This is a genomic window from Hydrogenophaga sp. (assembly GCF_026125825.1).
Lineage (GTDB): Bacteria > Pseudomonadota > Gammaproteobacteria > Burkholderiales > Burkholderiaceae_C > Hydrogenophaga.
The window spans coordinates 14,441-26,809 of sequence record NZ_JAHCKK010000034.1; the positions used below are offsets into that span (position 1 = coordinate 14,441).

At 68.3% G+C, this 12,369-nt stretch carries 14 protein-coding genes; all 14 read right to left on the reverse strand.

What is annotated here, in order from left to right:
* Positions 1-28 precede the first annotated feature (28 nt).
* Positions 29-331: a c-type cytochrome gene (locus tag KIT86_RS12835; protein WP_297398920.1), complete on the reverse strand. Its 303-nt coding sequence runs from the start codon at positions 329-331 to the stop codon at positions 29-31.
* A gap of 25 nt (positions 332-356) precedes the next feature.
* Positions 357-1,652: an aminotransferase class I/II-fold pyridoxal phosphate-dependent enzyme gene (locus KIT86_RS12840; protein ID WP_297398922.1), complete on the reverse strand. Its 1,296-nt coding sequence runs from the start codon at positions 1,650-1,652 to the stop codon at positions 357-359.
* A gap of 30 nt (positions 1,653-1,682) precedes the next feature.
* Positions 1,683-3,044, reverse strand: a complete 1,362-nt coding sequence (locus tag KIT86_RS12845; RefSeq protein WP_297398924.1) for an LLM class flavin-dependent oxidoreductase — start codon at positions 3,042-3,044, stop codon at positions 1,683-1,685.
* A 111-nt stretch (positions 3,045-3,155) separates the two neighbouring features.
* Positions 3,156-3,953: a MetQ/NlpA family ABC transporter substrate-binding protein gene (locus KIT86_RS12850; protein ID WP_297398926.1), complete on the reverse strand. Its 798-nt coding sequence runs from the start codon at positions 3,951-3,953 to the stop codon at positions 3,156-3,158.
* Positions 3,954-4,067: 114 nt separating this feature from the next.
* Positions 4,068-4,667, reverse strand: a complete 600-nt coding sequence (locus KIT86_RS12855; protein ID WP_297398966.1) for a methionine ABC transporter permease — start codon at positions 4,665-4,667, stop codon at positions 4,068-4,070.
* A 70-nt stretch (positions 4,668-4,737) separates the two neighbouring features.
* Positions 4,738-5,778: a methionine ABC transporter ATP-binding protein gene (locus tag KIT86_RS12860; RefSeq protein ID WP_297398928.1), complete on the reverse strand. Its 1,041-nt coding sequence runs from the start codon at positions 5,776-5,778 to the stop codon at positions 4,738-4,740.
* A 1-nt stretch (position 5,779) separates the two neighbouring features.
* Positions 5,780-5,995 carry a molybdopterin-binding protein gene (locus KIT86_RS12865; protein ID WP_291115344.1) on the reverse strand — a complete coding sequence of 72 codons (216 nt, stop codon included), beginning with the start codon at positions 5,993-5,995 and terminating at the stop codon, positions 5,780-5,782.
* A gap of 137 nt (positions 5,996-6,132) precedes the next feature.
* Positions 6,133-6,942: an ATP-binding cassette domain-containing protein gene (locus KIT86_RS12870; RefSeq protein ID WP_297398929.1), complete on the reverse strand. Its 810-nt coding sequence runs from the start codon at positions 6,940-6,942 to the stop codon at positions 6,133-6,135.
* Positions 6,943-6,974: 32 nt separating this feature from the next.
* Positions 6,975-7,862 (reverse strand): aliphatic sulfonate ABC transporter permease SsuC, encoded by an 888-nt coding sequence (ssuC, locus tag KIT86_RS12875; protein ID WP_297398930.1) that lies wholly within the window; start codon positions 7,860-7,862, stop codon positions 6,975-6,977.
* Positions 7,859-8,233 carry a VOC family protein gene (locus KIT86_RS12880; RefSeq protein ID WP_297398931.1) on the reverse strand — a complete coding sequence of 125 codons (375 nt, stop codon included), beginning with the start codon at positions 8,231-8,233 and terminating at the stop codon, positions 7,859-7,861. The genes ssuC and KIT86_RS12880 overlap by 4 nt, the downstream gene beginning before the upstream one ends.
* Before the next feature lie 11 nt (positions 8,234-8,244).
* Positions 8,245-9,498, reverse strand: coding sequence for an FMNH2-dependent alkanesulfonate monooxygenase (locus KIT86_RS12885; protein ID WP_297398932.1), 1,254 nt, complete (start codon positions 9,496-9,498; stop codon positions 8,245-8,247).
* A gap of 11 nt (positions 9,499-9,509) precedes the next feature.
* On the reverse strand, positions 9,510-10,472 hold the full coding sequence (locus tag KIT86_RS12890) for a sulfonate ABC transporter substrate-binding protein (protein WP_297398968.1): 963 nt from the start codon (positions 10,470-10,472) through the stop codon (positions 9,510-9,512).
* A gap of 142 nt (positions 10,473-10,614) precedes the next feature.
* Positions 10,615-11,649 carry a sulfonate ABC transporter substrate-binding protein gene (locus KIT86_RS12895; RefSeq protein ID WP_297398933.1) on the reverse strand — a complete coding sequence of 345 codons (1,035 nt, stop codon included), beginning with the start codon at positions 11,647-11,649 and terminating at the stop codon, positions 10,615-10,617.
* 123 nt (positions 11,650-11,772) lie between these two features.
* Positions 11,773-12,357, reverse strand: a complete 585-nt coding sequence (gene ssuE / locus KIT86_RS12900; RefSeq protein ID WP_297398934.1) for an NADPH-dependent FMN reductase — start codon at positions 12,355-12,357, stop codon at positions 11,773-11,775.
* Between the last annotated feature and the right edge of the window lie 12 nt (positions 12,358-12,369).

Here is a 12,369-nt window from a genome sequence, read left to right on the forward strand (position 1 = left end):
GTTGCTTCATGGTGGGTGCTCCTCGTTGTTATTGGGCTTGGCGCGAGAAATGGGCGGCGAGGCGTTCGAGCTCGGCGTCGGTGTAGCCCTTGGCGTGCTGGTGCATCACGGTGGCGGGCAGCGTGCCTTGCTTGTAGGCCAGCAGCTTCTGCAGCAGCACGGCCTTGTCCTGCCCGGCGATGGCGGGGATGGCGCTGCGGCTTCTGCCGTCGGTGCCGTGGCAGGCGGCGCAGGAGGCGGCCCAGGCGCGGGCCTGGAGGTCGGGAGAGGTTTGAGCCGCTGCCGCGCCACAGAGCAGCAGGGCGGCGATGCCGATGAGGCTGGGTTTCATGGGGGGTCTCGGGGGGTGAGGGGGCTTAGACGGCGGCCAGGGCCTGGTTCAGGTCGGCCAGGAGGTCGTCGATGTGTTCGATACCGATGGACAGTCGCACCGCGTCTTCGGGCACGCCGGACTTGGCCAGTTCTTCGGGCGAGAGCTGGCGGTGGGTGGTGGAGGCGGGGTGGGTGGCGAGCGATTTGGCGTCGCCAATGTTCACCAGTCGGGTGAAGAGTTGCAGCGCGTCGAGGAAGCGCGCGCCGGCCGCGCGGCCCTCGCCGGCGGTGGCTTTCACGCCAAAGGTGAGCAGGCCCGAGGCGTGGCCGCCCAGGTACCTGAGGGCGAGCGCGTGGTCGGGGTGGCTGGGCAGGCCGGCGTAGTTCACCCAGCCCACCTTGGCGTGCAGCTCCAGGTGCCTGGCCACACGCAGGGTGTTGGCGTTGATACGGTCCATGCGCAGCGCGAGGGTTTCGATGCCTTGCAGGATCAGGAAGGCGTTGAAGGGCGAGATGGCCGCGCCGGTGTTGCGCAGCGGCACGACGCGCGCGCGCCCGATGTAGGCCGCCGGGCCCAGGGCCTCGGTGTAGACCACGCCGTGGTAGCTGGGGTCGGGTTCGTTGAGGAGGTTGAAGCGGGCTTTGTGCTCGCTCCAGGGGAACTTGCCGCTGTCGATGATGGCGCCGCCGATGCTGGTGCCGTGGCCGCCGAGGTATTTGGTGAGCGACTGCACGACGATGTCGGCCCCGTGTTCGATGGGGCGCAGCAGGTAGGGCGAGGCGACGGTGTTGTCCACGATCAGCGGCACGCCGTGCCGGTGGGCGATGGCGGCGACCGCCGCGATGTCGGTGATGTTGCCCTGCGGGTTGCCGATGGACTCGACGAAGATGGCTTTGGTGCGCGCGTCGATCAGCGGCTCGAAGCTGGCCGGGTCGCGGTGGTCGGCAAAGCGCGTGGTGATGCCGAACTGCGGCAGCGTGTGCGCGAAGAGGTTGTAGGTGCCGCCGTAGAGCGCCGTGCTGGAGACGATGTTGTCGCCGGCTTGCGCGATGGTCTGGATGGCGTACGTCACGGCCGCCTGTCCCGAGGCCAGCGCGAGTGCGGCGATGCCGCCTTCGAGCGAGGCGATGCGCTGTTCCAGCACGTCCTGCGTGGGGTTCATGATGCGCGTGTAGATGTTGCCCGGCACCTTGAGGTCGAACAGGTCGGCGCCGTGCTGGGCGTTGTCGAAGGCGTAGGCGGCCGTCTGGTAGATGGGCACGGCCACGGCTTTGGTGGTGGGGTCGGGTTGGTAGCCGGCGTGTACCGAGCGGGTTTCGAATTTCCAGTCTGCGGACATGAGGGTCTTCTCCTTGGGGTGGTGGTTTGTTCAGGCGGTGGCGGGCTCGCCCGTGGCGTGCGCGGCGGCGGGGTGGGTGGGACGCGGCAGCCCCAGGTGGTCGCGCAGGGTGCGGCCCGTGTATTCGGTGCGGAAGAGGCCGCGCCGCTGCAGCTCGGGCACGACGAGCCGGGCAAAGTCTTTCAGGCCGTGGGGCAGCGTGGGCGCGAGCACGTTGAAGCCGTCGGCCGCGCCGGTGTTGAACCAGTGTTCGAGCTGGTCGGCGATGGACTCGGGCGTGCCCACCACCGTCCAGTGGCCACGCGCGCCGGCCACGCGCTCGTAGAGCTGGCGGATCGTCAGGCCTTCGCGGCGCGCGAGGCCGGCAAACAGTTCCTGGCGGCTTTGCCAGCCTTGGGTCACCGGCAGGTCTTGCGGGAAGGGGCCGTCCACGGGGTACTTCGAGAGGTCCACGTTGCCCAGGAAGGTGGAGAGCAAACCGACGCCAAGCACCGGGTCAATAAGGGACTGCAGCTGGTCGAACTTCTCGCGCGCCTCGGCTTCGCTGCGGCCCACGAAGGGCGAGATGCCGGGCAGGATCTTCAGGGCATCGGGGGCGCGGCCGTGTGCGCCCAGCCGGCCCTTGAGGCTGTTGTAGAACCTGCGCGCGTCGTCGGCGGTCTGCTGCGCGGTGAACACCACCTCGGCGCTGGCGGCGGCGAGGTCCTGCCCGTCGCCGGAGGAGCCGGCCTGCACCAGCACCGGGTGACCCTGCGGCGAGCGGCGGGTCTGCAGGCCGCCGTGCACCTTGTAGTGCGCGCCGTCGTGCGCCACGCGGTGCAGCTTGGCGGGGTCGAAGAAGCGGTTGCGGGCCTTGTCTTCGATGAAGGCGTCGTCTTCCCAGGTGTTCCACAGGCCCTTGACGACCTGGAGGTACTCCCGCGCGCGCTCGTAGCGCAGGGCGTGACCGATCTGTTGATCCAGCCCGAAGCTGCGGGCCTCGAAGTCGCTGCCGGAGGTGACGAGGTTCCAGCCCGCGCGGCCGCCGCTCAACTGATCGAGCGTGGCGAATTTGCGGGCCAGGTGGTAGGGGGGCAGGTAGGTGCTGGAGACGGTGGCCACCAGGCCGATGTGCGTGGTGCTTTGAGAGAGGGCGGCGAGGGTGAGCAGCGGGTCCAGCGGGTACCAGAGGGCGTTCTTCGCCACCGCTTCGTCGGGCGGGCCGGGCAGGCCCACGTTGTCGGCGAAGAAGATGGCGTCGAACTTCGCCGCCTCGGCCAGCTGGGTCCACTCGGTGAGCGCGGCAATCTGCCCGCCCGCCGAGGGCACCACGTCGGGGTGCCGCCAGGCGGCCAGGTGGTGGCCGGCGCCAAAGAAAAAGGCACCGAGGTGCATCTGGCGAGTGGTTGTCATTTCAATGAAGGCGGTGAGGTTCTTCGGTTCCAGAGACGCCGCGGAACTGGCTTTGCCAGGCCGCTGGTGTCGCCTCCTGGATGGGGTCGCGCAAAGCGCGGCAGGGGTGGGTCAAAATCCCGCCAGGACGGAGCCCTTGAACTCGGTCTGGATGAAGGCCTTGACTTCGGCCGACTGGTAGGCCTTCACCAGTTTGGCCACCCAGGGCTTGTCCTTGTCGGCTTCGCGCACGGCGATGAGGTTGACGTAGGGGCTCTTGGCGTTTTCCTGGGCGATGGCGTCCTTGCCCGGGTTCAGGCCGGCGGAGAGTGCGTAGTTGGTGTTGATGGCCGAGGCGTCGAGGTCGTCGAGCGAGCGCGGCAGTTGCGCGGCGTCGAGTTCCACGAACTTGAGCTTTTTGGGGTTGCTCACCACGTCCAGCGGCGTGGCCTTGAGGCCGGCTTCGGGCTTGAGCTTGATGAGGCCCTGGTCCTGCAGCACCAGCAGCACGCGCCCGCCGTTGGTGGGGTCGTTCGGAATGCCGACCTTGCCGCCCTCGGGCAGGTCTTTCAGGCTCTTGACCTTTTTGCTGTAGATGCCGATGGGGAAGTTCACCGTGTAGCCGACGGCGGCGAATTTGTAGCCCCGGTCCTTGATCTGGTTGTCCAGGTAGGGCTTGTGCTGGTAGCTGTTGGCGTCGAGGTCGCCGGCGGCGAGCGCGGCGTTGGGTTGCACGTAGTCGCTGAACTCGACGATCTGGATCTTCAAGCCGTCTTTCTCGGCGATCTTTTTCACCTGCTCGAAGATCTGCGCGTGCGGGCCAGCGGTGACGCCGATCTTGAGCGGCTTGTCCTGCGCGAGCGCAGGCAGCGAGAAGGCGGCGGCCAGAGAGAGGGCCAGGGTGGATTGCAGCAGTTGCCGTTTGATCATTTCAGGTTTCCTTGTGGTTGATAAAAGTGTTGACCGTGCCGGAGCGCGTGTCTCGATCCAGCGGCATCAGGGGACGGCTGCGCCGGCCCAGCCGCGCAGCGGCGAAGGGGGTATTCATCTGTGGCTCAGGCGGCGCACCAGCCAGTCGCCCAGGCTTTGCACGGCCTGCACGAACACGATGAGCAACAGCACCACGGCCAGCATCACCTCGGGCAGGAAGCGCTGGTAGCCGTAGCGGATGCCGAGGTCGCCCAGGCCACCGCCGCCGATGGCGCCGGCCATGGCCGAGTAGCCGGTGAGGCTGACGAGGGTGATGGTGAATCCGGCCACGATGCCGGGAATGGCTTCGGGGAGCAGCACCTTGAAGACGATCTGCGGGGTGGTGGCGCCCATGGCCTGCGCGGCTTCGACCAGCCCGCTGTCCACCTCGCGCAGCGAGGTTTCCACCAGGCGCGCGATGAAGGGCGCGGCGGCGATGGTCAGCGGCACCACGGCGGCGGCCGTGCCGATGGACGAGCCGGTGATGAGGCGGGTGAACGGGATGATCGCGACCAGCAGGATGATGAAGGGCGTGGAGCGCACCGCGTTGACGATGCCGCCCACGGTGCGGTTGAAGGCTGCGTTCTGCAGCACGCCGCCGCGGTCGGTGAGGCGCAGCAGCACGCCCAGCGGCACGCCGATGAGCGCGCCCACGGCACCGGAGACGCCCACCATCACCAGCGTTTCCCAGAACGAGAGCGCGAAGAGGTCGAGCAGGGCCGGCGGGAACCAGGTTTGCAAACGTTCAAGCACAGGCCACCTCCTGCACTTGCACACCGGCACCGCGCAAGTGGCCGACGGCGGCGGTGAGCTGATCGTGCGCGCCGCTGGCGAGCACGGCGAGCGTGCCGAAGGGGTGGCCTTGCACCTCGTCGATCTGGCCGTGCACGATGTTCAGGTCCAGGCCGAAACGGCGCACCAGGTCGGACAGCAGGGGCTGGTCGGATTCGACGCCGGCGAAGACCAGCCGCAGCAGGCTGGCAGGAGGCTGGCCCGGCACGCCGAGCAGGGCGCGCACGCGCTCCAGCACGTTGGCCGGCAGCTCGCGCGGCACGACGTCGTCGAGCAGGCTGCGCGTGACTTCGTGGGCGGGGTGGCTGAAGACGTGAAGGGCCTCGCCCTGCTCGACGATCTGGCCGGCCTCCATCACCGCGAGGCGGTCAGCGACCTGTTTGATGACTTGCATCTGGTGCGTGATGAGCACGATGGTCAGGCCCAGCTCGCGGTTGATCTGCCGCAGCAGCGCGAGGATGGAGCGGGTGGTCTCGGGGTCGAGTGCGGAGGTGGCTTCGTCCGAGAGCAGCACTTTGGGTTGGCTGGCCAGGGCCCGGGCGATGCCCACGCGCTGCTTTTGCCCGCCGCTGATCTGTGCGGGGTAGCGGTCGGCCAGTGCGCCCAGGCCCACGAGTTCGAGCAGTGGGTTCACGCGCGCCCTGATCTGGGGGCGCGAGAGGCCGGCGAGTTCAAGCGGCAGCGCCACGTTGTCGAACACGGTGCGTGAAGTGAGCAGGTTGAAGTGTTGGAAGACCATGCCGATGTCGCGCCGGGCCTGGCGCAGGCCGGCGGCGTCCAGCGTGGTGAGAGAGCGGCCGGCGACCGTCACCGTGCCCTGGCTGGGCCTGTTGAGCAGGTTGATGGTGCGCACGAGCGAGCTCTTGCCCGCGCCGCTGCGCCCGATCACGCCGAAGACCTCGCCGGCGCGGATGTGCAGGTTCACGCCGCGCAGGGCGTGAACCGGCCCTTTCGGGCCGCGGTAGGTCTGGTGGATGTCGTCGAGAACGATCACGTCACAACTTCGCGATCGAGACTTCGGTCGACTTCACCAGGGCCACGACTTCGGAGCCGACCTTGAGGTCCAGGTCGTTCACCGAGCGGGTGGTGATGACGGAGGTGACGATGCCCCAGGGCGTTTCGACGTCGACCTCGGAGACGACGTCGCCCTTGATGATTTCCTTGACTTTGCCCTTGAACTGGTTGCGCACGTTGATGGCTTGGATGGACATGGTGTTTTCCTTGGTGGTGAAAAGAGGCGGTGGAGAAAGAGGTGGCTCGGTCAAGACATGCCTGGCAGCCGGCTTTGCCGGGCCGCTGGCGTTGCCCCTTGCGGGGTCGCGCTGTGGGCGACGCGGTGGGTATTCATCTAGACGGCCCAGCGCAGGCCATGCGCGGGGGTGCCGGGCCAGGCGGGGTCGATGGAGGGTGGAGCGCTGTCGGGCACCTGCAGCACGCGGTCGAGGATGCGTTTTTCGATCGCGGCGAAGGTGGCGTCGCCGCGCGAGCGCGGGCGGGCCAGCGGCACGCGCTCGTCGAGCGCGATGGAGCCGTCTTCGATCAGGATGACCCGGTCGGCCAGTGCCACGGCTTCCTGCACGTCGTGCGTGACGAGCAGGGCGGTGAAGCCGTGGCGCTTCCACAGGCCTTCAATGAGTTCGTGCATCTCGATGCGGGTGAGCGCGTCGAGTGCGCCCAGGGGCTCGTCGAGCAGCAGCAGCTGTGGCTGGTGCACCAGCGCGCGGGCCAGCGAGACGCGCTGGCGCTGGCCGCCCGAGAGCTTGGCCGGCCAGTCGTTGAGGCGGTCGCCCAGGCCCACCTGGCCAAGCACGGCTTCGGCGTCGGCCTGGCGGTCTTTGGACAGGCCCAGGGCCACGTTGTCGACCACGCGCTTCCAGGGCAGCAGGCGCGCGTCCTGGAACATGATGCGGGTGTCGCCGTGCAGGCCCTGGACCTGCCGGCCGTCGAGCAGCAAGTCGCCGCTGCTGGCGGGTTCAAGGCCGGCGATGAGGCGCAGCAGGGTGCTCTTGCCGCAGCCGCTGCGGCCCACGATGGCGACGAATTCGCCGGGTTCGATGGTGAGCTGGTTGTTGCGCAGCACCTCGCGCGCGCCGTAGCGCTTGGAGAGGGCGCGCAGCTGGATGCGCAGGCCGGAGCCGGAGGGGTTCTCGCTTGCCATGGGTTCTGAAAGTGGGTGGGGGTGGAGGGGTTTCAGGCCTGGTAGCCGGGGTGCCAGCGCAGCCAGTAGCGCTCCAGGCTGCGGGCGAACACGTCGGCCAGCTTGCCCAGCGCGGCGTAAAGCAGGATGCCGACGAGCACGATGTCGGTCTGGAGGAACTCGCGCGCGTTCATCGTGAGGTAGCCGATGCCGGCCTGCGCGGAGATGGTTTCGGCCACGATCAGGATCACCCACATCAGGCCAAGCGAGAAGCGCAGGCCGACCAGGATGGAGGACAGCGCGCCGGGCAGGATGACCTGCGTGTACAGGCCCCAGCGCGAGAGGCCGTAGGTGCGGCCCATCTCGATCAGTCCCGGGTCCACGTTGCGGATGCCGTGGAAGGTGTTGAGGTAGATCGGGAAGAACACCGCCACGGCAATGAGGAACAGCTTGGCCACCTCGTCGATGCCGAACCACAGGATCACCAGGGGGATCAGCGCGAGGGCGGGGATGTTGCGCACCATCTGGATGCTGGAGTCCAGCAGCGTCTCGAAGAAGCGCACCGAGCCGGTGAGCAGGCCGAGCGCGAGGCCCAGGCCGCCGCCGATGGCCAAGCCGATCAGCGCGCGGCCGGCGCTCACCTTCACGTGTGTCCAGAGTTCACCCGAGACGGCGAGCGTCCAGAACGCGGCGACCACGTCCAGCGGCGCGGGCAACACGCGGGTGGACAGCCAGCCCAGCGAAGACGAGAGTTGCCACAACACCACCAGCAGCACCGGCACCAGCCAGGGCAGGAAGCGTTGCCAGAGGCCGCGCAACAAGGGGCCGAAGAAGGCGCCGGCGCCCCGGCCGGGCAGCAGGCCCCAGCCCGGGGCGTCGATGGTGTCGGGCACCGGGGTCACCGGGGCTTCGCGCAGGGTCTGGGCCTGGGCTTGCGTCATGGGGTGCTCCCTTCGGTGGGGTCGGGTTCGAGGAATTCCAGCGGGTTGCCGGCGGGGTCGTTGACGAAGAAGCGCAGGTGGCCGGGCAACGGGCGGGTCTCGTCCAGCGCCAGCCCGGCGTCGAGCAGCCTGGCGCGAAAGCCGGGCAGGTTCTGCACCTCGAAGGCCAGGTGCTGCGGCGAGGGCGGTGGTGCCCAGTTCGGCACGGGCACGAGGTCCACGCGCTGAGAGGCGGCGTAGAAGCGCAGCGCGTTGCCAGCGCCCAGGCGGAATTCCTTGAGGCCCAGGAGCTCGCCGTAGAAGTGCCGCACCAGGGATTGCTGGCCGGCCGGGAAGCCGAGCTGCACGTGGTGGATGGAATGGATGCTCAAGGCGGGGCTCCTCAGCTCTGGGCGGCGCGGGGCACGAACACATTGGCCACGGTCTCGCCGAAGGGGCCGGTGAGCGATGGGCCAGGCAGCTTCTCGCGCAGCTTGCGCGGCAGCAGCGGGAACACGAGCTCGGCGAAGCGGTAGGCCTCTTCGAGGTGCGGGTAGCCGGAGAAGATGAAGTTCTCCAGGCCCAGTTCGGCGTATTCCTGGATGCGCGTGGCCACGGTCTCGGGGTCGCCCACCAGGGCGGTGCCGGCACCGCCGCGCACCAGGCCCACGCCGGCCCACAGGTTGGGGCTGATCTCCAGGTCGGCGCGGGTGCGTCCAAACGTCGCACGGCCGCCCGAAGACGTTGGAGCCCCCTCGGGGGGCAGCGAGGAAGCGTCTGCGCCGAGCGTGGGGGCTTTGTTTCTCGCCCCCGCATGCAAGGCAGCCATGCGGCGCTGGCCTTCGGAATCCATCCTGGCGAACGCGGCCTGCGCGCGATTGACCACGTCGTCGTCGAGTTTGCTGATGAGCGAATCGGCAGCGGCCCAGGCTTCGGCGTCCGTCTCGCGCACGATCACATGCAGGCGAATGCCGAACTTCACCGTGCGCCCATGCCGGGCAGCACGGGCCTTCACGTCGGCCACTTTCTTCGCCACCTCGGCTGGGGGCTCGCCCCAGGTGAGGTAGGTGTCCGCCTGCTCCGCCGCCAGCTCGTGCGCGGCTGGCGAAGAACCACCGAAGTACACCGGCGGGTGCGGTTGCTGCAGCGGCGGGAAGAACAGCCTGGCGCCCTTGACCCGCAGGTGCTGGCCATCGAAGTCGAAGGTGTCGCCTTCGTGGCTGCGGGTGAGGATCTCGCGCCAGATGCGGATGAACTCCGCCGATTGCTCGTAGCGCTGGGCGTGGTCCAGGAACACGCCATCGCCTTCGAGTTCGGCGCGGTCGCCGCCGGTGACGAGGTTGATGAGCAGGCGGCCATTGGAGAGGCGGTCGAAGCTGGCGGCCATGCGCGCGGCCAGCGCTGGCTGGTGCAGGCCGGGGCGCACGGCCACCAGGAACTTCAGCCGCTGCGTCACCGGCAGCAGGCTGGCCGCGACGACCCAGGGGTCTTCGCAGGAGCGGCCGGTGGGAATCAGCACGCCTTCATAGCCCAGGCTGTCGGCGGCTTGCGCCACCTGCTTGAGGTAGTCGTGGTTGAGCTGCCGCCCACCCTGCGCCGTGCCAAGGTAGCGGCTGTCGCCGTGGGTGGGAATGAACCAGAAGATGTGGAGACCCATGGCCGTGCTCCTCAACCCGCGTTGACCGCAGCGTCGAAAACGCTGATCTTTTTCGGGATCAGCCTGAGGTTGAAGAAGGTGTCGGCGATGACCTGTTGTTCCTGCAGGATGGCCTTGGTGATCGGGCCGGTGCCGTAGACGGCGCGGGTCACCGAGCGGTCCACCACCGGCTTGGGCAGGCCCCACAGTGGTGCGAATTCGGCGGCCAGTGCATCGCGGTTGGCGCTGCCCCATTGGTCGAGCTTGTTGATCTCTTCGATCACGATCCTGACCACGTCGGCGTTTTTTGCCGCGTAGTCGAGCGTGGAGAAGTAGTAGGCACGGTTGTTCACCACGCCCGTGGCATCGGCCAGGATGCGGCCGCCCAGGCCCACTTCGGCGGCGGCGAGAAACGGGTCCCAGATCACCCAGGCGTCCACGGCGCCCTTTTCGAAGGCGGCGCGCGCATCGGCCGGCGGCAGGAAGACGGACTGCACGTCGTCGTACTTCAGGCCGCTCTTCTCCAGCAGCCTGACCAGGAAGTAGTGCACGTTCGAGCCTTTGTTGTAGGCGACCTTCCTGCCTTTGAGGTCGGCCACGCTGCGGATGGCCGAGTCCTTGGGCACGAGCACGGCTTCGGCGGCGGGGCGCGGCACGGTGGCGGCCACGTAGGCCAGCGGCGCGCCAGCGGCCTGCGCGAAGATGGGTGGGGCTTCGCCCACATCGCCGAAGTCGATCGAGCCGACGTTGAGCGCTTCGAGCTGCACCGGGCCGGCGGTGAACTCGGTCCAGGTGATCTTCACGCCCAACGGGGCGAGGCGCTGTTCCAGCGTGCCCCGGCCCTTGAGCAGGCTCAGGAGGCCTTTCTGGTGGCCGATGCGGAACACGCGGCTGGTCTGCTGGGCCTGCGCAGGCAGGCCGGGCAACGAGGCGAGGGCGGCGGCGCCCACGCCTGAGAAGACAAAGCGGCGGCGGCTGGAAAAATCGTTGCTCATGGTGGTGGTGTGCTGGGTGGTGGTCAGGACGCTGCGCGCTTTCGCGGCAGCGATGCTCCAGGAGGCCGCGGTGACGGCCAGCAGCTGGGCGATGTGGCGGCGCAGGTCGGCCGCACTGAAGGGCTTGGACATGGCGCGGGTGTCAGGGCTGGCCCACGACAACGGCTTCGTTGACCTTGATCGCCCTGGGGATCAGCTTGAGCTCGAAGAAGGTGTCGGCGATCTTTTGCTGGTCGGCGGCCACGGCGGGCGTGATCGGCTTGACGTTGAACTCGTAGCGCTGAAGCGCGAGTTCGACCACGTCCACCGGCAGGCCTTGCAGCGGGGCGATGAGTTCGGCTGCCTGGCGCAGGTTCTTCTTGAGCCAGATGCCTTGCTCCACCGAGTCGGCGAACAGGGCTTCGATCACCTTGGGGTTCTTGCTCACGAATGGGCGCGCGCCGAGGTAGTACTGGTAGTTGTTGACCACGCCGCCCGTGCCGTCGGCCAGCACGCGGGCGCCGGTGGCTTTTTCAGCAGCGGCCTGGAAGGGGTCCCAGATCACCCAGGCGTCCACGTTCTTGCTTTCAAAGGCGGCGCGCCCGTCGGCCGGGGCCAGGTAGACGGGGGTGATGTCGGTGATCTTCAGGCCGTGCTTCTCCAGCTGTTTCACCAGCAGGTAATGCACGTTGCTGCCCTTGTTGAGCGCGACCTTCTTGCCCTTGAGGTCGGCGACCGACTTGATGGGCGAGTCTTTGGTGACGAGGATGGCCTCGGCGCGCGGCGCGGCCGGGTCGACACCGAAGTACACGAACTGGGCGCCGGCGGCCTGCGCGAAGATGGGCGGGGCTTCGCCCACGTAGCCCACGTCCACCGCGCCGACGTTGAGGCCTTCGAGCAGTTGCGGGCCGGCCGGAAACTCGACCCACTTCACGCCGAAGCCCAGCGGGGCGAGCTTTTTTTCCAGCGTGCCTTGCGCTTTCTGCAGCACGAACAGGCTGGCCGACTTCTGGTAGCCGATGCGCAGCTCGCCCTTGGTTTGGGCCTTCGCCTCGGGCACTGGCAACAGGAGCAGTGCCAGGCCGAAGGCGGCGATGACGAAGACCAGCAGGCCGATGGCCCATCGCTTCAGGCGGCTCAAGCGCGTGGGCTCGACCGGCGCGCCCGCCTCGGGGTGGTGTTGAAAAAGTTCGCTCATGGTGAATTCCTTTGTCGGTGACGAAGGCGCAGGCAACAGCCGTCCAGGCCACCTGCGCGGTGGCTGAAAAAATCGAATGGGGATGCAGGCGAGAGCGGCCGGGCGGACCCGGATCGCAGCGGTTCAGACGCTACATCGCACCTGGGCGAACGGCACGGGCGCGAAGCCGGCCGTGGCCGGCATTCGCAGGCCTTCGTGGAGGAGGGTGTGCACGGCGTCGTCCAGTCGGTCGCCGATGTCGGCGCCAACGTGGTATTGGCCTTCGGTGTCCTTGGGGATCTGCGCATCGGTGGCGTAGACCCCGGGAAGGATGTGCCGCGCGGCGAGCGACTGCAGCACGGGGCGCAGCGCGTAGTCGAGCGCGAGCATGTGGTGCGGGCTGCCGCCGGTGGCCAGCGGCAGCACCACCTTGCCCTTGAGGGCGGATTGCGGCAGCAGGTCGAGGAAGACCTTGAGCACGCCGCTGTAGGCGGCTTTGTAGACCGGTGTGGCCACCACCACGGCGCGCGCGGTTTCCACCTGGCTCAGTGCGGCGCGGATGGACTTGTGGCCCACGTCGGCCAGCAGCAGAGCCTGGGGAGAGAGGTCGCGGATGTGCAGGCGTTCGATCAGCGCGTGGCGCAGGCCCAGGCGTTGAGACACCGCGTCGAGCAGCGCGGCCGAGCGCGAGTGCTCGGACGGGCTGCCAGCGATCAGGAGAATGGACACGGTGCGGTTTCC